Source organism: Modestobacter sp. SYSU DS0511 (assembly GCF_054050755.1).
This window is the reverse complement of the sequence record NZ_JBJGZY010000034.1, coordinates 21217-44341: the sequence shown is the minus strand read 5'-3', so window position 1 is coordinate 44341 and position 23125 is coordinate 21217. Positions and strand designations below refer to the sequence as shown.

Sequence of the window (23125 nt, the reverse complement as noted above, 5' to 3'; positions counted from 1 at the left end):
CCCCCCCCGCCCCCCCCCGCCCCCCCCCCCCCCCCCCCCCCCCCCCCCCCCCCCCCCCCCCCCCCCCCCCCCCCCCCCCCCCCCCCCCCCCCCCCCCCCCCCCCCCCCCCCACACCGGCTGGGCGCCGTCGGTGGGACGTCAGTCGCGCGGTCGCCCCACCCCGTCGGGCAGGTGGTCGGCGGGCAGGCTGGCCAGCCCGGTCGGCTGGTCCGGCGCGGCCTCGTGCCGGCCACCCTCGGGCCGGTCCTCGTCCGCCTCGGCGGCCTCGGGCCGGCCACCCTGCGTCGAGTCGCCGTCGGCCAGCCGTCGGTCGGTGCGGTCGGCGTCCTCCACCGGCGGCTCCACCGACGTCGGCGCCGCGGCCCCGGCGGCGTGGGCGCTCGCCAGCGCCGGGTCGTGCGCGGCGGGGTCGGTGGTCTCGCCGGCACCGGCCTGCTGCGCCTGGATGCCCGACTGGGTGCGCAGCGGCAGCTGGGGCAGGAAGACCAGCACGAAGAAGCCCAGGGCCACCACGCCCGCCGCGATCAGGAACACCAGGTCGATCGAGTCGGAGAAGCCGGTCTTGAACGGCAGCGCCACGGCGCTGGGCAGCTCCTGGATGAACGAGGTGTCTGACAGGTCGCTGGCGTTGCCGGCGGCCGCCTGCAGCTGCGGTGCCAGCTCGGGGTCGGCGGCCGCGGCGTCGGAGACCGCGCTGCCGATGTCGGTGGGCAGTCGGGTGAACAGCACCGAGAGGAAGACCGCCGTCCCCAGGGTGCCGCCCATCTGCCGGAAGAACGTCACCGACGAGGTGGCGACCCCGATCTCCCGCGGGCTGACCGCGTTCTGCACCGCGAGGATGACCGGCTGGAAGTTGAAGCCCAGGCCCAGCCCCATCAGCGTCATGAACGGGAACATCACCAGCACCGAGGTGTCCGCGCCGACGATGAACGACAGCGACACCAGGGCGGCGACGATGAACACCACACCGATGAGCGGGAACGGCTTGTACTTCTCGGTGCGGGCGATGGTCTGGCCGGCGATGACCGAGCCGAGCATGATGCCCAGCACCAGCGGGATCATCTCCAGTCCTGCCTCTGTCGGACTGGATCCGTGCACGATCTGCAGGTACTGGGGCAGCAGCAGGATGCCGCCGAACATGCCGGCGCCCAGCACGATGCTGCTGAGGCTGCTCACGGCGAAGGTGCGGTTGGCGAACATCCGCAGCGGCAGCAGGGCGTCGTCCCGGTAGGCCCGCTCGGCGAGCACGAACAGCACGAACCCGACGACGGCCAGGGCGTAGCAGGTCAACGCTCCGGTGCTGCCCCAGCCCCAGGTGCGGCCCTGCTCGGCGACGATCAGCAGCGGCACCAGGAAGAGCACCAGCGCGAGGGCGCCCGGCCAGTCGACCCGGTGCTCGCGGCGGGTGTGCGGCAGGTGCAGCACCCGGAACACGACGACGAGGGCCAGGATGCCCAGGGGCACGTTCACGTAGAAGATCCAGCGCCAGCCGGTGATGCCCAGGATCGAGGACTGGCCGGCGAGGAAGCCGCCGATGACCGGGCCCAGCACGCTGGAGGTGCCGAAGACGGCCATGAACCAGCCCTGGTACTTCGAGCGCTCCCGCGGTGGCACGATGTCGGCGATGATCGCCAGCGCGAGCGACATCAGCCCACCGGCACCGATTCCCTGGACAGCCCGGTACACGGCCAGCTGGTACATCGTGTCGGCGAGCCCGCACAGCGCCGACCCGACGACGAAGACGGCGATGGCGAACAGGTAGAACGGCCGGCGGCCGTACATGTCGCTCAGCTTGCCGTACAGCGGGGTGGCGATCGTGGAGGTGATCAGGAAGGCGGTGGTCGCCCACGCCTGCAGGTCGTAGCCGTTCAGGTCGTCGGCGATCGTGCGGATCGCCGTGGAGACCACCGTCTGGTCCAGCGCGGCGAGGAACATGCCGAGCAGCAGGCCGCCCAGGATCGTCATGATCTGGCGGTGGGTGAACACCCCGGCGGCGTCGGGGGCCGCTGCGGCGGCGCGGGCACCGCGACGGTTCGCCACGGGCGCGCGGTCGCTGGTCTGGGTCATCGGTCCTTCTCGGGGGAGTCCACGGGGCCGCCGACGGCGGAGCCCAGGGTGGGGAGGTGGTCGGTGAGGTCCTGCACGAACCGGCGCAGCTGGGCGGTGAAGCCGGCCAGCTCACCCGGTGCCCAGTCGGCGGTGACCGCGGCGAGCAGCGCCTCGCGCTCCTGGCGGAGCTGGTCGAGGACCGCCTCGCCGGCCGGGGTGACGACCAGCTGGCTGACCCGGCCGTCCTGCTCGTCGGCGACCCGCCGCACCAGCCCGCGGTCGACGAGCAGGGAGACGTGCCGGCTCACGGTGGACGGGTCGGCGTGCACCAGCTCGGCGAGGGCGCCCTGACGCAGTGGGCCGAGCCGGGTGAGGGGGAACAGCAGCACGTGGGCGGCGCGCTCGCGGGCGTCGGGTGCTGCACCGGCCGTGCCGGTGGCCTTGAGCGCGTGCATGACGCGCATCAGCCGGGCCAGCTCGTCGGAGAGCGACGTCGGCGAGTCGTCGGCCGCAGCGCTGCCCGGTGCGGACGCGAGGTCGGTCACGGCGTCTCCGGTCGTCGATGGTGCGGACGGCGCCGCACTGCGCCGGGAACGGTTGCACTCTACAAACCGTTGCACCACGCATGCAACAAGTTGTGTCGGGCATGCAGTGTGATGCGGGCGACGCCCGGGGCGGGGATGGGACGCTGGAGGCCGTCCGCACCGGAGAGGAACCCCGAACGACCGTGAGCACCCCGCACGACGAGCTGCGCTCGCGGCTGTCCGCGTTGACCCTCGCCGACGAGCACCGGCTCCGCCGGCGCCTCGACGGCACCCGGCGTACCAAGGACCCGGCCGCCCGCGCCCGCCAGCGCGAGCGGATCGCCGAGGAGGTCGCTGCCGCAGAGGCCCGCGTCGCCGCCCGGCGGGCCGCCGTCCCGGTGGTCGCCTACCCCGACGAGCTGCCGGTCAGCCAGCGACGCGACGACATCGCCGCGGCCGTCCGCGACCACCAGGTCGTCGTCGTCGCCGGCGAGACCGGATCGGGCAAGACGACGCAGCTGCCGAAGATCCTGCTCGAGCTCGGCCGCGGGGTCCGTGGCCGGATCGGGCACACCCAGCCGCGGCGCATCGCGGCCCGCACGGTGGCCGAGCGGATCGCCGAGGAGATCGGCACCCCGCTGGGCGACGTCGTCGGCTGGAAGGTGCGGTTCACCGACGAGGTCGGCGACCGGACGCTGGTCAAGCTGATGACCGACGGCGTGCTGCTGGCCGAGGTGCAGCGCGACCGGATGCTCCGCCAGTACGACACGATCATCATCGACGAGGCGCACGAGCGGAGCCTCAACATCGACTTCCTGCTGGGCTACCTGGCCCGGCTGCTGCCCCGCCGGCCGGACCTGAAGCTGGTCATCACCTCGGCGACCATCGACGTCGACCGGATCGCGAAGCACTTCACCGGCCGCTCGGTCGCCCCCGACCGCCAAAATGGCCATTTTGGCGAGCAGGAAGGAGCGGGGGACGACGGCGCGGAGGTGCCGGTCGTCGAGGTCAGCGGGCGCACCTACCCGGTGGAGGTCCGCTACCGGCCGGTGGTCGACCCCGACGCCGCGGACGCCGACCCCGACCGGGACCAGGTCTCCGCGATCGTCGACGCCTGCGCCGAGCTGATCGCCGAGGGGCCGGGCGACGTGCTGGTCTTCCTCGCCGGTGAGCGGGAGATCCGGGACACCGCCGAGGCGCTGGGTGGGGTGACGGAACGGTCCGGCGCACCGATCGAGGTGCTCCCGCTCTACTCCCGGCTGTCCGCCGCCGACCAGCACAAGGTCTTCCAGGCGCACACCGGTCGGCGGATCGTGCTGGCCACCAACGTCGCCGAGACGTCGCTGACCGTGCCGGGCATCAGGTACGTCGTCGACCCCGGGACCGCTCGGATCTCCCGGTACAGCCATCGCACCAAGGTCCAGCGGCTGCCGATCGAGCCGATCAGCCAGGCCTCGGCCCGGCAGCGGTCGGGCCGGTGCGGGCGGACCAGCGAGGGCATCGCGATCCGGCTGTACAGCGAGGACGACTACGACGCCCGCCCGGAGTACACCGACCCGGAGATCCTGCGCACCAACCTCGCCTCGGTGCTGCTGCAGATGGCCTCGCTGGACCTGGGCGACGTCGCCGACTTCCCGTTCATCGACCCCCCGGACCGCCGCGCGGTCGCCGACGGCCTGGCGCTGCTGGAGGAGCTCGCCGCCCTCGACGGCGAGGGTCGGCTGACCGAGACCGGCCGGGCGCTGGCCGCGCTGCCGCTGGACCCGCGGATCGCCCGGATGGTCGTGGAGGCCGACCGGCGCGGGGTGCTGGAGGAGGTGCTGGTCATCGCCGCCGGGCTCACCGTGCAGGACGTGCGGGAGCGCCCGGCCGAGCACCAGCAGGCCGCCGACGAGCTGCACCGCCGGTTCGCCGACGAGAACTCCGACTTCCTCGCGTTGCTCAACCTCTGGCGCTACCTGGGGGAGAAGCAGGACGAGCTCTCCGGCAACCAGTTCCGGCGCACCGTGAAGCGCGAGTTCCTCCACTACCTGCGGATCCGCGAGTGGCAGGACCTGCACGGTCAGCTGCGCAGCACCGCCCGCCGGCTGGGCATGACCACCGGTGCCCTCGCGCCCGAGCCCGACGAGCGCGGGGTGACCGCCTCCCTGCTGGCCGGGCTGCTCTCCCAGGTGGGCGTGCAGGCCGAGCCCGCCAAGAACCGCGACGGCAAGCCCGGGCGCCCGGGCCGGGAGTACCTGGGCACCCGCAACACCCGGTTCGTGATCGCCCCGGGCACGCCGCTGGCGAAGAAGCCGCCGCGCTGGGTGGTGGCCGCGGAGCTGGTGGAGACCAGCCGACTGTTCGCCCGCACCGTGGCCCGGATCGACCCGGAGGTCGTCGAGCGGCTCGCCGAGCACCTGGTCAAGCGGACCTACAGCGAGCCCCGCTGGGACGCCAAGCGCGGTTCGGTCGTGGCCACCGAGCGGGTCACCCTCTACGGGCTGCCCCTGGTCGTGGGCCGGCGCGTGCAGTACGGCTCGATCGACCCGGTCGTCTCCCGGGAGCTGTTCATCCGGCACGCCCTGGTGCAGGGGGAGTGGACGACGCACCACCGGTTCTGGGCGGAGAACCAGGCGGCGATCGAGCGGGTCGCCGAGCTGGAGGAGCGGGCGCGCCGCCGGGACATCCGGGTCGACGACGAGACGGTCTTCGAGCTGTACGACGAGCGGATCCCCGCCGATGTCGTCTCCACCCGGCACTTCGACCGGTGGTGGAAGCAGGCCCGCCGGGAGACCCCGGACCTGCTCACCTTCACCCCGGAGATGCTGACCAACGCCGCGGTCGCCGGGCAGGTGCAGGTCGAGGACTACCCGGACCAGGTGCAGCTGACGCAGGGGCTCGTCCTGCCGCTGTCCTACGCGTTCGACCCGGGCGCGCCCGAGGACGGCGTCACCGTCGACGTGCCGCTGGGCGTGCTGGACGCCGTGGCGGACCGCACGGCAGGCGAGTCGCTGGCGTTCACGGTCCCAGGGCTGCGGGAGGAGCTGGTCACCGAGCTGCTGCGTTCGCTGCCCAAGCAGCTGCGCCGGGGTCTGGTGCCGATCCCCGACCGGGCGCGTCAGGTGCTGCCGCTCATCGACCCGACGGAGCCCCTGCTGCCGGCGCTGGAGCGGGAGCTGCGCCGGGCGACCTCGGTGGTCGTCCCACCCGACGCCTGGAACCCCGCGGAGGTGCCGGCGCACCTGCGGGCGACCTTCCGGGTGCTCGACGACCAGCACCGGCCGCTCGCCACCGGCAAGGACCTGGCCGCGCTGCGGGCGCAGGTCGCCCCGCAGGCCCGGGCGAGCCTGGCCCGGGCGGCGTCGACCTACGAGCGCACCGGGCAGACGAGCTGGACGTTCGACACCCTGCCGCGCTCGGTGGAGGTGCAGCGGGGTGGGCACGTGGTCACCGCGTACCCGGCGCTGGTCGACGAGGGGGAGACGGTGGGGGTCCGGGTGGTCGCCACCGAGGCGGAGGCGACCCGGCTGAGCTGGCGCGGGGCCCGGCGGCTGCTGCTCCTGACCGTCGGTCCGCCGGTGAAGCAGGTGGTCAAGGGGATCGGCCCGCGCAGCCGGCTGGCGCTGCAGTTCAACCCGGACGGGGAGATCCCGGACCTGGTCGCCGACTGCGCCGACGCCGCCGCCGACGAGCTGGTCGCCGCGGCCGGCGGTCCGCCGCGGGACGAGGCTGCCTGGGCCGCGCTGGTCGAGGCGGCTCGCGCCCAGCTGCTGCCGCTGACCAGCGACGCCGTCCGGCGGGTCGAGGCGGTGCTCACCCAGGCGCGCGAGGTGGCCGTCGCCATCGGTGCGGCACCGGGCCGGCGGGTGCCCGAGGCGGCCATCGCGGACCTGCGCCGGCAGATGGGCGGACTGCTGCACAAGGGCTTCGTGGCGGCGGCCGGTCGACGGCGGCTGCCGGACCTGGTGCGCTACCTGACCGCGATGGCCTACCGGCTGGAGCGGCTGCCGGCCAACGCGGCTCGGGACGCCCTGCTGATGGAGACCGTCGCCGCGGTCACCGCCGAGTACGAGCAGCTGCGCCGGCAGGTGCCGGCCAGCGGCGCGCCGGACGACCCGGTCGCGCGCGTGCGGTGGATGCTCGAGGAGTTGCGGGTGGGGCTGTTCGCCCAGGCGGTGGGCACCCCGCGGCCGGTCTCGGAGCAGCGGGTCTACAAGGCGATCGACCAGCTGCTGCCCTGAGCCGGGCGGTCAGGTCCGGTCCTGGCCGGCCTCCTTGAGCAGGGCGGAGATCCGCTGCCGGGTGACGCCGAACAGCCCGGCGATGCGGTTGATGCTCACGCCCTCGGCGTGGAGCGCCGTTGCCTGCTCCCGCCGCCAGGCGTGCCCGGCGGCGGACAGCGTGCCGAGTACCGCGCTGATGCTCTCGACCACGAGAGGACGGCGCTCCCCGGTCACGACCTCGAGCCAGGGTCGGCCGTTGCGACGGGCCTCGAGCAGCTTCTCCGCCCGGTCGCGGGCGTGCTCCAGCTGGGCCACGCAGGCGTCCAGCTCGGTGACCAGCTGGGCCAGCGCCCGGGCGGCCGGGTCGTCGGGTGTTCCGGCGCCGGTCATGGCGGCTCCTCGTCGGGAAGGCGGTGGGGGACCGGTTCAGTTGCACACTATCCAACGACACACCCATTGCATGCAACGGGGGTTGCGTTCGAGCGCCGCCGGTGAGATCGTCGTCCGCAATCCAGTCGCGCTGCGCTGGTCCGGACCGGAACGAGGCCGCGATGTCCACCTTCACCGCAAGCGTCGACCTGCCTCCGATCCCGAGCAGCGTCCCGCTGGCCCGACGGCTGGTCCGGGACGTGCTGCGCGCCTGGGACGTCCCGCAGGACCGGGAGGACGCCGAGCTGCTGGCGACCGAAGTGGTGGCCAACGTCGTCGACCACGCAGGTGCCGACTCCTTCACCCTGGAGCTGACGCTGGCCGGCGCCTGGTTGCGCATCGCTGTCGTGGACGGCTCGGCCGTCCGCCCGATCGTCCGGGCACTGGACCACCAGGCCGAGCGGGGCCGGGGCATGCGGCTGGTGGATGCGATCGCCGACCGCTGGGGGGCCGAGGACCACCGCGGCGGCAAGCGGGTCTGGTTCGAGCTCGCGCCGGTCGCCGTGGGTGAGCCGCCCGCCGGCTGACCGCCCCGCGTTTGCACCCCGGGGGCAGCGGGGAGGGCCGCTGGAACAGCAGCCCAGTGGACGACGGGAGTCGAGATGACCGAGCCCAGCAACGTGCACCCGGCCGGCGAGGAGCTGACCGACGAACAGATGGTGGAGGCCGTCGAGGGCTCCACCGACAGCGCTTCGGAGAACGCCGACCGCGCGGGCCGGGACTGGGACGGCGACCCCTCGCAGGCGCCCCAGCAGTGATTGTGCCGGCTGCGGGGCTCCCGGGCCCCGCAGCCGGTCGCACTCGCGTCTGAGGCCCGCCGGCCGGCCCCGTCGCCGGCGCTCCGGGCGCCAGCCTCCCGCCAGGCGGGAGGCTGCTGTGTCCGTTCTCACATGCTGTGGCACCGTGTGCCGGTCCACGTCGCCGTCGACGAAGGCAGGCGCATGAGCATCCTCGGCACCCGGGTCGTCCGCACGGAGGACCCGCTCTTCCTGACCCGCGGGGCGGTGTACACCGACGACCTCGCCGACGAGCGGCTCACCGGCGCCCTGCACGCCACGTTCGTCCGGTCCCAGGTCGCGCACGGCCGGCTGCTCTCGGTCGACACCTCCGCCGCCCTGGACGCACCGGGTGTCGTCGCGGTCGTCACCGCAGCCGACCTGGCCGACCTCGCGCCGATCCCGGCGGGCTTCCCGTTCGTCCACCCCTCGGTCACCCGCGACTGGCTGGCCCGCGACGTCGTCCGGTTCGTCGGCGACCCGATCGCCGTGGTGCTCACCGAGGAGCGCTACCAGGGGGAGGACGCCGCCGAGCTGGTGGCCGTCGACGTCGACCCGCTGCCGGCCGTCGTCGGCACCGAGGCGGCCGCGCGCGGCGACGTCCTGCTGTTCCCGGAGGCCGGCAGCAACGTGCTGGCCGCCTTCGGCGAGCCCGCGCCCGAGGACCTCTTCGCCGGCTGCGAGGTCGTGGTGACCCGGCGGATCGTCAACCAGCGGGTCGCCCCGGTGCCGCTGGAGACCCGAGCGGCGGCCGCGGTCTGGGGCGACGACGGCCGGGTCACCATCTGGTGCTCCAACCAGGGCGCCCAGCTCGCCCAGCGCGAGATCGCCGGCTGGCTCGGCCTGGACCCGGCGCTGGTGCACCTGATCACCCCCGCCGTCGGCGGGGGCTTCGGCGCCAAGATCGGCGCCGACCCGGAGTTCGCGCTGGTCGCGCAGCTGGCGAAGCTCACCGGCCGCCCGGTGCGGTGGGCGGAGAACCGCTCGGAGAACCTGGTCGGGATGCTGCACGGCCGCGGCCAGGACCAGGTGGTCACCATCGGCGGCCGCCGGGACGGCACGATCGAGGCCTACAGCCTCGCCGTCGACCAGGACGCCGGCGCCTACCCGCGGATCGGCGTCGTGCTGCCCACGCTGACGATGATGATGACCCCGGGCGTCTACGCCTTCCCGCGGGTGCACGCGCAGGCCCGGGCGCTGGCCACGACCACCACCTCGATCGGTGCCTACCGCGGCGCCGGGCGGCCGGAGGCCACCGCCGCGGTCGAACGGGCGATCGACCTCTTCGCCGCGGAGATCGGCCTGGACCCGGCGGAGGTGCGGCGGATCAACCTCGTCCCGCCCTTCGACACCCCGCACACCACCCCGACCGGCGCCACCTACGACACCGGCGACTACGCCGCGGCCCTGGAGAAGGCGCTGGACGCGGCCGGCTACGCGGAGCTGCGCGCCGAGCAGGCGCGCCGCCGCGCCGCCGGGGACGTGCGGCAGCTCGGCATCGGGCTGTCGGTCTACGTGGAGATCACCGGCGCCGGCGGGGAGGCCGGAGCGCCGCACGAGGACGCGAGCATCGAGGTGCACCCCGACGGCACCGCCACCGTGCTCACCGGCACCTCCCCGCACGGGCAGGGCCACGCCACCGCCTGGGCGATGATCGCCAGCGACCAGCTCGGCATCCCGATCGAGAAGATCACCGTGCTGCACGGCGACACCGACCTGGTGCCGACGGGCGGGGGCACCATGGGCTCGCGCAGCCTCCAGCAGGGCGGCGCCGCGGTGCACCAGGCCGCCGGGGAGCTGGTCGAGCTGGCCCGCGCCCGCGCCGCGGAGCGGCTGGAGGTCGACCCCACCGACCTCGTCGTCGACCTCGGCCTGGCCGGGCTGGCGGTGGCGGGGTCCCCCGGCACGGGGGTGAGCTTCGCCGAGCTCGCCGCCGACGAGCAGCTGCTGGTGCGCACCACCTTCAGCGCCGCGGCGCCCACCTTCCCGTTCGGCGCGCACGTCGTCGTCGTCGAGGTCGACGTCGAGTCGGGCAAGGCCGAGGTGGTGCGGGTCGTGGCGGTCGACGACGCCGGCACGATCCTCAACCCGCTGCTGGCCGACGGGCAGCGGCACGGCGGGCTCGCCCAGGGGGTGGCCCAGGCGCTGCTGGAGGAGGTGCTGTACGACGCGGACGGCAACCCGCAGACCTCCACGCTGGCCGACTACCCGTTCGTCTCGGCCACCGAGCTGCCCAGCTTCGAACTGGTGGAGATGGCCACGCCCACCCCGATGAACCCGCTGGGTGCCAAGGGCATCGGCGAGGCCGGGACCATCGGCGCCACCCCGGCGACCCAGAACGCCGTCATCGACGCGGTCGCGCACCTCGGTGTCCGGCACATCGACATGCCCACCACCCCGATGCGGGTGTGGCGGGCCATCCAGCAGGCAGCCCAGCAGGCGCAGCAGGAGGGGGACCGGTGAAGGTCACGATCACCGTCAACGGCCAGGAGCGCACCGACGACGTCGAGCCGCGGATGCTCCTGGCACACTGGCTGCGCGACGCCTGCGGGCTCACCGCCACCAACATCGGCTGCGACTCGACGTCCTGCGGGGCGTGCACCGTCGTCGTCGACGGGCTGACCGTGAAGAGCTGCACCGTGCTCACCGCGCAGACCGACGGGGCGCAGGTGACCACCTTGGAGGGGCTGGCCGGGCCGGACGGCGAGCTGCACCCGGTGCAGGCCGCGTTCCGCGCCGAGCACGGCCTGCAGTGCGGGTTCTGCACCCCCGGCATGGTGATGGCCGCGATCGGGGTGCTCGCCGACAACCCCGATCCCAGCGACCGGGAGGTCCGGGAGGGGCTGGAGGGCAACCTCTGCCGGTGCACCGGCTACCACAACATCGTCCGTGCGGTGCAGGCCGCGGCGCAGGCCGGTCCCGCCGCCGGTCAGGTGCCCGGCGCGGCCGGGGTGGCGGAGTGATCCCCGCGCCGTTCGAGCTGGTCCGCGCCGGGTCGGTCGAGGAGGCGCTCGCCGCGCTGACCGAGCACGGCGACGACGCCAAGGTGCTCGCCGGCGGCCACTCGCTGCTGCCGCTGATGAAGCTGCGGCTGGCCGTGCCCGCCGTGCTGGTCGACATCAGCGGCATCCCCGACCTCTCCTACGTGCGGGTCGACGGCGCGGAGGTCGCGATCGGCGCGGGCACCCGGCACCACGAGCTGCAGCGCTCCGCCGTCGCCGGCACCGAGGTGCCGCTGCTGCCGCACGTCGCCGGCCGGGTCGGCGACCCGCAGGTGCGCCACCGCGGCACCCTCGGCGGCACCGTCGCGCACAGCGACCCCGCCTCCGACCTGCCCACCGCCCTGCTCGCCCTCGGCGGCGACGTCGTCCTGCAGGGGCCGGGCGGGCGGCGCACCGTGCCGGTGACCGAGTTCTGGCTGGGCTTCTTCGAGACGGCGCTGGAGCCCGACGAGCTGGTGGTGGAGCTGCGGGTGCCGCGCACCGGCGCCGCCGGCTGGGGCTACCAGAAGTTCACCCGCCGGGAGAACGACTGGCCGATCGTCGCGGCGGCCGCGGTGCAGGGCCGGGTCGCGCTGGCGAACATGGCCGGCGCCGTCGTCCGGGCCACCGCCACCGAGGAGGCGCTGGCCGCCGGGGCATCGATCGCCGAGGCAGCCGAGCTGGCCGACCAGGGGCTCTCGCCGTCCTCGGACATGCACGCCGACGCCGACTACCGCCGGCACCTGGCCCGGCTGCTCACCCGCCGCGCCCTGGAGCAGGCCGCTGCCTGAGGGCCGAAATGGCCACTTCTGCCCTCAGGTCGGACGTCACGGTCCGGCGGGAACGGCAGAAATGGCCATTTCGGCGGTCAGCGGGCGGGGGTGAGCATCCCGGCGCCGACCGTGGCGTTGGTGGCCTCGTCGATGAGGATGAACCGCCCGGTCGCCCGGTTGCGGTGGTAGTCGTCGACGAACAGCGGCTGGGTGGCGCGCAGCGTGACCCGGCCGATGTCGTTGAGCCCGAGGCTGCTGGACTCCAGGTCGCGGTGCAGGGTGTTCACGTCCAGCCGGTACTGCACGTCCTTGACCACGGCGCGCACCGAGCGGGTGGTGTGCTTGACCGCGAGCCGCTGCCGGGCCTGCAGCGGCTGGTCGGACATCCAGCAGACCATCGCGTCGAGGTCCTGGGTGGCCTGCGGGGCATTCTGCGGGCGGCAGATCAGGTCGCCGCGGGAGACGTCGAGGTCGTCGGTGAGCCGGACGGTGACCGACATGGGCGGGAACGCGGCGTCGACCGGGCCGTCGGGGCCGTCGATGCCGGCGATCGTCGTCGTCAGTCCGCTGGGCAGCACCTGCACCTCGTCGCCGGGGCGCAGCACCCCGCCGGCGACCCGGCCGGCGTAGCCGCGGTAGTCGTGGAAGGCGTCGGACTGCGGCCGGATGACGTACTGCACCGGGAACCGGGTGTCGACCAGGTTGCGGTCGCTGGCCACGTGCACGTGCTCGAGGTGGTGCAGCAGCGAGGTGCCCTCGTACCAGGACATGTTCGCCGAGCGGGTGACCACGTTGTCGCCCTGCAGCGCCGAGATCGGGACAACGGTGACGTCGGGGACCTCGAGCTTGGTGGCGAAGGCGGTGAACTCCTCGCGGATGCCCTCGTAGACGGACTCGGACCAGTCGACGAGGTCCATCTTGTTCACCGCGACCACCAGGTGCGGCACCCGCAGCAGGGAGGCGAGGAAGGCGTGCCGGCGGCTCTGCTCGACCATGCCCTTGCGGGCGTCGACCAGCACGATCGCCAGGTCGGCGGTCGAGGCGCCGGTGACCATGTTCCGGGTGTACTGCACGTGCCCGGGGGTGTCGGCGAGGATGAAGGTGCGCCGGGGGGTGGTGAAGTACCGGTAGGCGACGTCGATCGTGATGCCCTGCTCGCGCTCGGCGCGCAGGCCGTCGGTGAGCAGCGCCAGGTCGACGTAGTCGCCGCGGCTGGCCCGCTCGATCGCCGCGTACTGGTCCTCGAAGACCGCCTTGCTGTCGAACAGCAGGCGCCCGATGAGGGTGCTCTTGCCGTCGTCGACCGAGCCGGCGGTGGCGATCCGCAGGATGTCCTTGCGGGCGGTGGCGATCTCCGCGGCCGCCTGGGAGAGAGCGCTCATCAGAAGTAGCCCTCCTTCTTCCGGTCCTCCATGGCGGCGTCGCTGACCTTGTCGTCGCCGCGGGTGGCGCCGCGCTCGGTCAGCCGGGTCACCGCGATCTCGGCGATGACCTCCGCGACCGTGGTGGCCGTCGAGCGAACCGCGGCGGTCAGATTGGCGTCGCCGACGGTGCGGTAGCGGACGCTCTCCCGCAGCACCTGCTCGCCCTCGCGGGGGGTGATGAACTCGTTGACCGCGTAGAGCATCCCCTGCCGGTCGACGACGTCGCGCTCCTGCGCCAGGTACAGCGGCGGGATGGCGATCTCCTCCTGGGCGATGTAGCCCCAGATGTCCAGCTCGGTCCAGTTGGACAGCGGGAACACCCGGATCGACTCGCCCAGGTGGATCCGGCCGTTGTAGAGGTCCCACAGCTCCGGCCGCTGGTTCTTCGGGTCCCACTGGCCGAACTCGTCGCGGAAGGAGAACATCCGCTCCTTCGCCCGGGCCTTGTCCTCGTCGCGGCGGGCACCCCCGAACAGTGCGGTGAACCCGTGCTGCTCCACCGCGTCCAGCAGCACCGGGGTCTGGATCCGGTTGCGGGAGCCGTTGGGCTCCTCGCGCACCGTGCCGGCGGCGATCGCGTCGGGCACCGATGCGACGACGAGCTCCACGCCGAGCTCGGCGACCCGCTTGTCGCGGAACTCGAGCACCTCGGGGAAGTTCAGCCCGGTGTCGACGTGCATCACCGGGAAGGGGATGCGCGCCGGGGCGAACGCCTTGCGGGCGAGCTCCAGCATGACGATGGAGTCCTTGCCGCCGGAGAAGAGCAGCACGGGTCGCTCGGACTCCGCGGCTACCTCGCGGAGGACGTGGATCGACTCGGCCTCCAGCGTCTGCAACTGGGTGAGCCGGTGGTCGGGCAGTGAGGCGAGCGGCGTCACGCTGTCGGGCTCCCGAGAACGGCGGGCAGGGGCAGGCGCACCGTCGGGGGACGGCGCGTCAATGGGCCAACCACATCGGAGTGGTGGGGATTCCCGGCACCAGTGTCCGGCATGGCCCCGGCGGTCAGGACCCCGGCTCCTCCGCGGCGCCGTCGGCTCCCTCGGGCGCGGGCTCGGGCGGCCCCGAGCGGGGCAGCCGGACGGCGAAGGTGGCTCCCTCGCCCGGGGCGGTGGTCAGCTCCACCCGGCCGCCGTGCGCGGCCACCAGCGAGGCGACGATCGACAGCCCCAGCCCGGTGCCCCCGGCGGCCCGCGTCCGGGAGGCGTCGGCGCGGTAGAACCGCTCGAACACCCGGTCGGCGTCGGCCCGTGCCAGGCCCGGGCCGTCGTCGGCGACGGCCAGCACGACGGAGTCCGGGTCGTCCGGGTCCGCGGCGACCCGCACGGTGACCCGGGCCTCGACCGGGGTGTGGGTGAGCGCGTTGGTCACCAGGTTGCCCACCACCTGCCGCAGCCGGGCCTCGTCACCGCGCACCACCGGCGCATCGGTCAGCGAGTCGTCCAGGTGCAGGCTCACCGACCGGTCCGGTTGGACGGCGCGCGCGTCGTGGACGGCGTCACCGGCCACCTGGGCCAGGTCGACCGGGCCCAGCGACAGCGGGCGCTGCTGGTCCAGCCGGGCCAGCTGGAGCAGGTCCTCCACCAGCGAGCCCATCCGGGTGGCCTCGGACTCGATGCGCTGCATCAGCCGTCCGGTGTCCTCGGGCCCACGGACCGCCCCCTGCCGGTGCAGCTCGGCGAACCCGCGGATCGAGGTCAGCGGGGTGCGGAGCTCGTGGCTGGCGTCGGCGACGAACCGGCGCATCCGCGACTCGGATGCCCGGGCTTGCTCCTCGGAGCTCTGCTGGGCGCGGAAGGAGCTCTCGATCCGGCCGAGCATGCCGTTGAGGGCGGTCGACAGCCGGCCGACCTCGGTGCGGTCGTCGCCGGCCGGTACCCGGCGGGACAGGTCGCCGGCGGCGATGGCACGGGCGGTGTCCTCCACCTCCTCCAGTGGCCGCAGGCTGTTGCGCACCAGCAGGTACCCGGCGACGCCGAGGACCACCAGCACCGTCACCCCGACCACCAGCTCGATGGCGATCAGCCGTGCGAGCACCGCCTGGTCGGTGGACACGTCGACCCCGTAGACGATGCTGAAGGTGGGCGTCACCGGTTGGACGACGACCCGCCAACGGGTGCGGCCGTCGCCGGACCGCACGGTGAACGGTTCCTGGCCGGACGCCGCCACCTGGTTGGTGTCCACGTCGTCCAGGTCGGGTGTGGTGTCCGACGTCCGTCCGTCGGACAGCTCGGCGAAGGCCCCGTCGGGACCGACGCAGGCCAGGAACGTCCCGCGCCCGGCGAGCTGGGCGTCGGGGGTGGTGCAGGCACGCTGCAGCGTGGGCAGGTCGTTGGCCAGCTGCGCGGCGTAGCTGACCACCTCCTGGTCCCGCTGCCCGACGAGGTACTCGCGCAGCAGCGAGGTGGCGGCGAAACCGGTGGCGGTCAGCGCGGCGGCCACCAGCGCGACCAGCAGGGCGACCATGGTGACCCGCAGCGGGATCCGCGGCGCCCGGTCCGGGGCCGCCTCCGCCGCGGCGGGTGCCGTGACGCCGTCCGCGCCGTCGTCCGGGCCGGACGTGAGCGCGCCGGCGGAGCTGGTGCCCGCCGGCACGCCGTCGGTCCGGGTGCCCGTCACGCGGTCAGGCGCCGCGGGGCAGGCGCAGCGAGTAGCCCACGCCGCGCAGGGTGTGCAGCAGCCGGGGCTCGGTGGTGTCGATCTTCCGCCGCAGGTAGGAGATGTAGGACTCCACGACGTTGGCCTCGCCGTTGAAGTCGTAGTTCCACACGTGGTCGAGGATCTGGGCCTTGGACAGCACCCGGCCGGCGTTGGTCATCAGGTAGCGCAGCAGCTTGAACTCCGTCGGGGAGAGGCTCACCAGCTTCCCCGCCTTGATGACCTCGTGCGACTCCTCGTCGAGCTCGATGTCGGCGAAGACCAGCTTGGGCGACTCGGCGACCCGCTGCGCGCCCTGGGCGCGGCGGAGGACCGCCCGGATCCGGGCGAGCACCTCGTCGAGGCTGAAGGGCTTGGTCACGTAGTCGTCCCCGCCGAGGGTCAGGCCGGTGACCTTGTCCTCGCCTGCGTCGCGGGCGGTCAGGAAGAGGACGGGGGTGTGCGTGCCGTTCTCTCGCATCCGGCGGACGACGCCGAAGCCGTCGAGGCCGGGCATCATCACGTCGAGGACCAGCAGGTCGGGGCGGAACTCCTCGGCCAGGGCCAGCGCCTGCTGCCCGTCGGCGGCGGTGGCCACCTCGAACCCGGCGAAGCGCAGGCTGGCCGACAGCAGCTCGCGGATGTTCGGCTCGTCGTCGACCACGAGCAGCCGGGCCTCCGGCGCCGCGGTGGTCGGGCTGCTGGTGGGCACTGTCCCTCCCGATGGAGCCGGTCCGGCGATCGTCATGCCGCCAGCGTCGTCGCCGTGGCTGCGTCCCTCCTGGACGGTACCTGTGAGGACGCTGCGAAGCCCCCGCTCACGCGGCGGTGCTGTCCGTCAGCCGGCGGGGGACATGGCCCGGCCGCGGCGCCAGTAGCCGATCGCGTGGTGCTGCCCGCGGCGCAGACCCCAGCGGCCCCGCAGGTCGGCCCGGACCGCCCGGACGGCCGCGGACTCGGCCGCCACCCAGGCGAAGACGTCGTCCCCGTCGGGGCGGGGGAGGGCTGCGACCGCATCGGCCAGCAGGGTGCTGAGCCCCGGCTCCGTGCCGCCCCGGTGCAGCCAGCGGAGCTCGATCCCGGCGGGGGCGGGGAGTTGCTGCTCCTCCTCCGGTCCGGCGACCTCGAGGAGGGCGATCCCGCGGGTGTCCGGGGCGGCGTCGGCCAGCACCCGGCTGATCGCGGGGATCGCCGTCTCGTCGCCGGCCAGCAGCAGCCACCCGGCCGGCGCGGAACCCAGCGGTGCGGCGCTGGCCACGCCGAGGAGGGCGCCGGGCGTCGCCGCGGCCGCCCAGGAGGCGGCCGGCCCGTCGCCGTGCAGCACGAAGTCGACGTCGAGCTCGCCGGCGGCCGGGTCCTGCCGGCGCGCGGTGTAGCTGCGCAGGCTCACCCCGTGGCTGCCCTGGGGCCAGACGATCCGGCCGTCCCGGGCGACCTGCGGCCACTGCGGGTCGGCATCGCCCGCGCGCGGGACCAGCAGGGACAGCGTGGGTCCGGCTGCCGCGACCACGGGTGCGGAGGCGCTCAGGGTGACCCGGCGGACGGCCGGCGTGACGTCGCGCACGGCGGTGACGGTGAGGACGTCGACCGGGCGGGCGTCCGGGGCGCTGCTGGCGGGCTGCGGGTCGGCGGGGGCGCTCACGATCGCCCAGCCTAAGCGGGCCGACCCGACCGGCCCCGGGGGAAAGGGGCCAGCCGGGCCGGCGTTCGCGGACGGTCCTGTCACGGAACGTGACCAGTGCGTGGCGCTGGTCAGCGAGGACGTTCTGGACACCCCGTCGAACGAGCACGCTACGTGACGATCTTCGCCGGGGCACTCCCCGATCGGGTGACCCCCCTCGATGGGGTGAGCCCGCCGGCGGCTCCGCGCAGCGCCCGGGAGCCCGGTCTGCCGTCCATGTGTGCGGTGCCGCCGGCCCGGGCAGGCACCCCCGCACGACGGGTGCCGAGCCGGAGGCCCCACCGCGCAGAGGAGGCCGGGATGCCCGAGGAGTTCAGCAAGGGCGACCACGTGACGTGGAAGAGCCACGGCGGTGAGGCGGAGGGCACGGTCCAGCGGGAGATCACCTCGGACACGAAGGCCGCCGGCCGGACCGTGCGGGCCAGCGAGGACGACCCGCAGTACGAGGTGAAGAGCCAGAAGAGCGGTGGGACCGCCGTCCACAAGCCCAGCGCACTCGAGAAGGACTGAACGTGGCGGCCCGAGGGCCGCAGGAGGAGGAGACGTGAGCGAGACCGGAGGCTTCGACGCCGCTTCGAGCCGGAGCACCAAGCACAACCCGCGCCTGGACGAGGAGCTCGAGCACGAGGTGCAGGGGATGATGAAGGCCGAGCGGGCGACCCGTTCGGAGGAGTGGCGGGAGGTCGAGCCCGTCGGGGAGGACCAGCCCGACGTCGACGCCGACCCGGCCGGCACGCTGACCGGCGGGGTCCCGGTGGGCATGACCCGAGACGCTGTGGTCGCCCGGGCGGAGCTCGCGCGCTGGCTGGACCGCGCCGACTTCCCGGCGACCGGCGGCGAGCTGGTGGAGGCCGCCCGCGACCACCGGGCACCCGATGCGGTGGCCGACGAGCTGAGCCGGCTGCCCGAGGAGGAGGTCTACGAGCGGATCGGGGACGTCGCCCGCGCGCTGGGGTACCCGACCGAGACCTGAGTCGCCGCACGGTCGGACCGGGCCGGTACCGCGCCCCCAGTGGGGGACGGTGCCGGCCCGGTGCGTCTCAGTCGCCCGCGGACCCGGCGCCCTCCTCGTCGGCGATCTCCTCCGCCCCGCGACGGCGGAAGATCTTCGACCCGGGAAAGCCCTTCACCACCTGGCGCATGTCCTGCACGGTGTCCAGCAGCTGGTGCACGTCGGGGGCGACGTCGCCGAGGGTGACGAGCACCGGGAGCACGTCCTCGTCCAGGTGGGTCACGAGCGCCGGCAGGCGGTCGATCAGGTGGACCAGGGCCTGCACCTCCTCGGGGTGCATCTCCTCGGCCAGCCTGGTCACCACCGGCGCCATGTCCTCCAGTGCCGGGCGGTACGCGTCCAGCAGCGGCGAGAAGGCCGACAGCAGGGCCTCGGCCCGCCGCAGCAGGCCGTCGGCGTCCGCCGTGGTGCCGCCCACCGCCGTCACCAGCTCACCGGCCAGCTCGGTGGTGCGCCCGGCGGCCGCGACCGCGGCGTCGGCGGCGGTCTGGGTGTCCCGGACGGCGGCGATCGCCTCGTCCGCCGCCTGCTGGGTGCCCCGGACGGCGGCGATGGCCTCGTCGGCGCCCTGCTGGGTACCCCGGACGGCGGCGATCGCGGCATCGGCGGCCCGCTGCGTCTCGCGGACCGCCGCGATGGCGGCGTCGGCGCTCTGCCGGGTGTCGTCCACCGCGGCGATGGCGGCGTCCGCGACCTGGCGTGTGCCGTCCACGCCGGCGATCGCCGCGTCCGCGGTACGGCGGGTCGCCTCGATGCCGGCGATCGCGGCGTCTGCGTGCGACCGGGTGGCATCGATGTTCGCCATCGCCGTCTCGGCGCGCTGGACCGCCTGCTCGGCCCGGTCGAGCAGGCCGCCGACGCGGGTGAGCAGCTGCTCGGCCTGCCCGACCGCGCTGACCACCCGTGGGAGCAGGGCGAGCCCGTGGCCGATGCCCTCGCGCAGTCCGTCGACCGCGCCCAGCAGGTCCGATGGCCCGGGGATGGGCAGCTTCACGGCTTCCTCACCGGTGGAACGGTACTGAGCGAACCGGTACCTCGCCGGTCGAACGGTGGCCCATGACGGGCCGACTCGGCTGCGGTGCACCCGCGCGTTCGGCCCTGATCGCGCCGGTCACCCGTATCGTGGAACGGTCCGTGCTCGACCGGTCACCGGTCGACGCGGCGCGAGCGGCCCGGACGCGGCGCCGCAGGACCACGACGATGGAGTGCCCAGACCGGTGGCGGACGACCCCAGGCGACGCGGCCTCGACGGTGACCGGTCACCGTCCCGGCCCGCGGCCCCGGGCGCGGCCGGCCCAGCCGCACCGCTCACGGTCGACGAGCTGCTGGCCCGGACGGGTGCGGGCGCCGGCGTGCGCCGCCGTCGGGCGGAGCGGCGGGAGGCGGCCGAGGGCACCGGCTCGACCCCCGTGGTCGGTGGCCCCGGGGACGACGGCGTTCGGCCCCCGCGCCGGGAGGGCCGGCCGAACGGCGCCTCCCGCCCGGCCTCGGCCTCGCCGCCGGTCCTGCCGACGGGCTGGCAGCCGGCGCTGCCGGCCGAGCCGGCGGCCACGGGCGAGGCCCGGCCGGCCACCTGGTTCCAGCCGGCCGCTCCCGGCCCCCACCCTGCGGCGCCGCCGCGGCCGACGCCGCACGCGCGCCGCCCCGGAGCTCCCGAGACGGGCGCCCAGCCGACCCCGCCCCCGACGACGGGCGTCGTTCCGGCCGCGCCGCCGCGGCCGTCGTCGGGACCGGCGACCCCCGGTCCTTCCGGCGTGGCCCCGTCCGGTCCCCGTCCCGCCGGTGGCAGTTCTGCCGCTGCCCGTCCGGCCGTCGCCCCAGATGTCGCCCCGCGGGCTCCAGCGCCGGCTCAGCGGCCGCATACCGCACCGCCCGAGCGGCTGCACACCGCGCCGCCCCAGCCGCCGCGGGTCGCGACGCCGCCGCGTCCTGCCGACCGGCCCGAGCCGGTGGTGCCGGCCCGGCCGGCGTCCTCCCCGCTGCCCGAGGTGCCCTCCCGGCCGCCGCTGCCCGCCCAGCCCTCGGTCCCGATGCCGGGGGTGCGGCGCAGCCTGCCCGTGCCGCCCATCCCCGGCCGGGACACCCCCGTCACCCCGCCACCGGCCGAGCAGCCCGCCCCCGTCCGACGCCGGGCGCCGGCCGGGCCGGGGCGCCGACGGCTGGCGCGCGCCGGCGTCGCGGTGGCTGCCCTGCTCGCCACCGTCCTCGCCTTCTACGTGGGGCTCTACTTCTACGCCGACGTCAGCCTGCAGCGGGTCGACGCGCTCGCCACCGACGGACCCGAGGTGCTCGCCCCGCAGTTGCAGGAGACGTCACGGACCTACCTCGTGGTCGGCACCGACCTGCCCGGCCGCACCGGTCCTGCCGCGGTGAGCACCCTGGTCGCGCACGTCAGCGGGGACGGCGACTCGGCGGTGCTGGTCTCCGTCCCGCCCACCGCCCTCACGGACACCCCCACCTGCCGGGGCGCCGACGGGGAGGTGCGCGAGGCGGTCACCGAGTCCTTCGCCACCGCGCTGCTCGACGGCGGACCGGCCTGCCTGGTCCGGGCGGTGCAGCAGGTGTCCGGACTGCGGATCGACCACTACCTGCAGCTGGACGCGGCCCGGCTGCCGGAGCTGGTCGACGCGCTGGACGACGTCACCATGTGCCTCCCCGTGCCGACGGGCGACGCCGCGCTCGCGCTACCCGCCGGTGTGCACGAGCTGACCGGTGAGCAGGCCGCCGGCTACCTGCGCCCGGGCGGAGACGGCCACGACATCACCGGGAACGCAGTGGCGCAGCGCCAGGAGAGGCTGCTCGCCGCCACGATGGGCACCGCCGTGGCCGGCAGCACGCTGGCCGACCCGATGACCCTGACCCGTTTCCTCGCCCGCGCCTCCGACGCGCTGACCGTCGACGCCGACACCACGCTCGGCGACGTGCGCACCTTCGGGACAACCTTCGCCGACCTGGACGCCGATGCGGTCGAGCGCGCTGCCCTGCCGGTGAGCCGGATCGGGTACGTCCCCGCCGGCGGTGAGCTGGCGGCCGTCGTGGTCGACGCGGCCGCCACCCGGCGGCTCTTCGACGCGGTCATCGACTCGGGGCGGCTGCCGGCGGCCGAGGAGGTCCAGGCCGCGGAGGGGGCGGCCGAGGCCGCACCGGCCGACTCCCCGTCGGCCCCGGCCGAGGCCGACCCGGTGCCGGAGGGGACCACCGTCAGCGTCGAGCCGGCCGGGGTCACCGTCGACGTGCTGGACGGCACCGGCGGGCAGCGGACGGCGGAGGTCGCCGACGGGCTGGCGGCGCAGGGCTTCCGGGTCGCCGCCCGCGGGGTGGAGCCCGCAGCGGTCGACCGGACCGTCGTCCGGTACGGCCCGGCGTCCCTGGAGCCGGCCCGCACCGTGGCCGCCGCGGTCCCCGGTGCCGTGCTCGTGGAGAGCGACCAGGTCGGCGGTGCCGTGCAGCTGGTGGTCGGCCCGGACTACACCGGTCTCGCGCCGGTCGCCCTCGGCACCCCGGTGCCGGCCGCCGCAGCCCCGGCGCCGGCGCCCGAGGGCACCGCCGACTGCGGCTGACCTCGCCGCCCGGTTCGCCACGGCGGGCAGCTGCTGCGAGGGTGGGCCCTGTTGCCCCCGGCCTGCACCTGTCGTCGGTTCCGGTCCCGCGCGGGTTCCAGGCAGCGCACGACGGCCTGCGCAGGGAGCGCCGGGACGCGATGCCGCCCGGGATGCGATGCCGCCCGGGATGCGATGCCGCCCCGGACACGACGGCGCCCCCGGTGCAGCGCCGGTGAGGGCGCCGCGCCGGGGGCGTCGGCGAGTCGATCAGCCTGGAGATCAGGCAGCGATCACCCGAAGCGGCCGGAGATGTAGTCCTCGGTCGCCTTCTGGTCGGGGTTGCTGAAGATCTTCTCGGTCGGGTTGTACTCGATGAGACGCCCCGGCTGACCGACGCCGTTGAGGTTGAAGAACCCGGTGGTCTCGCTGACCCGCGCGGCCTGCTGCATGTTGTGCGTGACGATGACGATGGTGAAGCGCTCCTTCAGCTCCATCATCAGGTCCTCGACGGCGAGGGTGGAGATCGGGTCGAGCGCCGAGCACGGCTCGTCCATCAGCAGCACCTCGGGCTCGATGGCGATCGCGCGGGCGATGCACAGCCGCTGCTGCTGGCCACCGGACAGACCGGAGCCGGGCCGGTCGAGGCGGTCGGAGACCTCGGCCCAGAGGTTCGCGCCCTTGAGCGAGCGCTCGACCAGGTCGTCGAGGTCGGACTTCTTCATCTTCTTGCTGTTCAGCCGCACGCCCGCCACGACGTTGTCGTAGATGGACATGGTCGGGAACGGGTTGGGCCGCTGGAAGACCATGCCGATCTGCCGGCGGACATCGACCGGGTCGACGTCGCCGCCGTACAGGTCCTGCCCCTCGATGACCACCTTGCCCTCGACGCGCGCGCCGGGGATCACCTCGTGCATGCGGTTGAGCGACCGCAGGAACGTCGACTTGCCACAGCCGGAGGGGCCGATCAGCGCGGTGATGCTGCGCGGCTCGATGGAGAGGTTGACGCCCTCGACGGCCTTGAAGTTGCCGTAGTAGATGTCGAGGTCGGAGACGTCGATGCGCTTGGCCACAGGGAGATCCTCCGGATCGGGTCG

At 74.7% G+C, this 23125-nt stretch carries 19 protein-coding genes; 9 read left to right on the top strand and 10 right to left on the bottom strand.

All coding sequences use genetic code 11. The annotated features are described in order from the left end of the window. Positions 1-139: 139 nt before the first annotated feature. A complete protein-coding gene (locus ACI783_RS15735; RefSeq protein WP_457141311.1) occupies positions 140-2068 on the bottom strand; it encodes an MDR family MFS transporter in 1929 nt (642 codons plus the stop codon). Further along, the gene (locus ACI783_RS15730) at positions 2065-2595 is read right to left on the bottom strand and encodes a MarR family winged helix-turn-helix transcriptional regulator (RefSeq protein ID WP_457141310.1); all 531 of its coding nucleotides are present in this window, start codon (positions 2593-2595) and stop codon (positions 2065-2067) included. The genes ACI783_RS15735 and ACI783_RS15730 overlap by 4 nt, the downstream gene beginning before the upstream one ends. Positions 2596-2777: 182 nt before the next feature. Between ACI783_RS15730 and hrpA the strand changes: the two genes are divergently transcribed. After that, positions 2778-6797 (top strand): ATP-dependent RNA helicase HrpA, encoded by a 4020-nt coding sequence (hrpA, locus tag ACI783_RS15725; protein ID WP_457141309.1) that lies wholly within the window; start codon positions 2778-2780, stop codon positions 6795-6797. Between the two features lie 9 nt (positions 6798-6806). Here the strand turns inward: hrpA and ACI783_RS15720 are convergent, their stop codons facing one another. Then, complete coding sequence (locus ACI783_RS15720; RefSeq protein WP_457141308.1) at positions 6807-7169, bottom strand: hypothetical protein; 363 nt, start codon at positions 7167-7169, stop codon at positions 6807-6809. 161 nt (positions 7170-7330) lie between these two features. On the opposite strand from ACI783_RS15720, the gene ACI783_RS15715 reads away from it, so the two are divergent. The 5 genes from ACI783_RS15715 (at position 7331) to ACI783_RS15695 (ending at position 11756) form a co-directional block, all read left to right on the top strand. Beyond that, entirely contained in the window at positions 7331-7735 is a 405-nt protein-coding gene (locus tag ACI783_RS15715; RefSeq protein ID WP_457141307.1) for an ATP-binding protein, read from the top strand. Positions 7736-7810: 75 nt separating this feature from the next. After that, positions 7811-7966, top strand: a complete 156-nt coding sequence (locus ACI783_RS15710) for a hypothetical protein (protein WP_457141306.1) — start codon at positions 7811-7813, stop codon at positions 7964-7966. Between the two features lie 183 nt (positions 7967-8149). Beyond that, complete coding sequence (locus ACI783_RS15705; RefSeq protein WP_457141305.1) at positions 8150-10447, top strand: xanthine dehydrogenase family protein molybdopterin-binding subunit; 2298 nt, start codon at positions 8150-8152, stop codon at positions 10445-10447. Continuing rightward, positions 10444-10947, top strand: a complete 504-nt coding sequence (locus ACI783_RS15700) for a (2Fe-2S)-binding protein (protein ID WP_457141304.1) — start codon at positions 10444-10446, stop codon at positions 10945-10947. The genes ACI783_RS15705 and ACI783_RS15700 overlap by 4 nt, the downstream gene beginning before the upstream one ends. Beyond that, positions 10944-11756, top strand: a complete 813-nt coding sequence (locus ACI783_RS15695; protein WP_457141303.1) for an FAD binding domain-containing protein — start codon at positions 10944-10946, stop codon at positions 11754-11756. Before ACI783_RS15700 ends, ACI783_RS15695 begins: the two co-directional genes overlap by 4 nt. 77 nt (positions 11757-11833) lie before the next feature. On the opposite strand, the gene ACI783_RS15690 is transcribed toward ACI783_RS15695, so the two are convergent. The 5 genes from ACI783_RS15690 to ACI783_RS15670 all read right to left on the bottom strand — a co-directional run bounded on the left by ACI783_RS15690 (position 11834) and on the right by ACI783_RS15670 (position 17438). Next, on the bottom strand, positions 11834-13120 hold the full coding sequence (locus tag ACI783_RS15690; protein ID WP_457141302.1) for a sulfate adenylyltransferase subunit 1: 1287 nt from the start codon (positions 13118-13120) through the stop codon (positions 11834-11836). Further along, positions 13120-14040, bottom strand: coding sequence for a sulfate adenylyltransferase subunit CysD (cysD, locus tag ACI783_RS15685; RefSeq protein ID WP_457141301.1), 921 nt, complete (start codon positions 14038-14040; stop codon positions 13120-13122). The genes ACI783_RS15690 and cysD overlap by 1 nt, the downstream gene beginning before the upstream one ends. A gap of 124 nt (positions 14041-14164) precedes the next feature. Next, positions 14165-15778 (bottom strand): sensor histidine kinase, encoded by a 1614-nt coding sequence (locus tag ACI783_RS15680; protein ID WP_457141300.1) that lies wholly within the window; start codon positions 15776-15778, stop codon positions 14165-14167. A gap of 4 nt (positions 15779-15782) precedes the next feature. Beyond that, positions 15783-16508: a response regulator transcription factor gene (locus ACI783_RS15675; protein WP_457078851.1), complete on the bottom strand. Its 726-nt coding sequence runs from the start codon at positions 16506-16508 to the stop codon at positions 15783-15785. Positions 16509-16634: 126 nt separating this feature from the next. Further along, positions 16635-17438, bottom strand: coding sequence for a siderophore-interacting protein (locus ACI783_RS15670; RefSeq protein WP_457141299.1), 804 nt, complete (start codon positions 17436-17438; stop codon positions 16635-16637). Between the two features lie 339 nt (positions 17439-17777). Between ACI783_RS15670 and ACI783_RS15665 the strand changes: the two genes are divergently transcribed. Together ACI783_RS15665 and ACI783_RS15660 are read left to right on the top strand one after the other, a co-directional pair. After that, positions 17778-17987 (top strand): DUF2945 domain-containing protein, encoded by a 210-nt coding sequence (locus ACI783_RS15665; protein ID WP_457141298.1) that lies wholly within the window; start codon positions 17778-17780, stop codon positions 17985-17987. Positions 17988-18021: 34 nt separating this feature from the next. Continuing rightward, positions 18022-18450 (top strand): DUF2795 domain-containing protein, encoded by a 429-nt coding sequence (locus tag ACI783_RS15660; protein WP_457141297.1) that lies wholly within the window; start codon positions 18022-18024, stop codon positions 18448-18450. 67 nt (positions 18451-18517) lie between these two features. Here the strand turns inward: ACI783_RS15660 and ACI783_RS15655 are convergent, their stop codons facing one another. Then, the gene (locus ACI783_RS15655) at positions 18518-19483 is read right to left on the bottom strand and encodes a hypothetical protein (protein ID WP_457141296.1); all 966 of its coding nucleotides are present in this window, start codon (positions 19481-19483) and stop codon (positions 18518-18520) included. A gap of 994 nt (positions 19484-20477) precedes the next feature. Here ACI783_RS15655 and ACI783_RS15650 point away from each other — a divergent pair. Next, the gene (locus tag ACI783_RS15650) at positions 20478-22049 is read left to right on the top strand and encodes an LCP family protein (RefSeq protein WP_457141295.1); all 1572 of its coding nucleotides are present in this window, start codon (positions 20478-20480) and stop codon (positions 22047-22049) included. Positions 22050-22321: 272 nt separating this feature from the next. On the opposite strand, the gene pstB is transcribed toward ACI783_RS15650, so the two are convergent. Beyond that, positions 22322-23101 carry a phosphate ABC transporter ATP-binding protein PstB gene (gene pstB, locus ACI783_RS15645; RefSeq protein WP_457078837.1) on the bottom strand — a complete coding sequence of 260 codons (780 nt, stop codon included), beginning with the start codon at positions 23099-23101 and terminating at the stop codon, positions 22322-22324. Between the last annotated feature and the right edge of the window lie 24 nt (positions 23102-23125).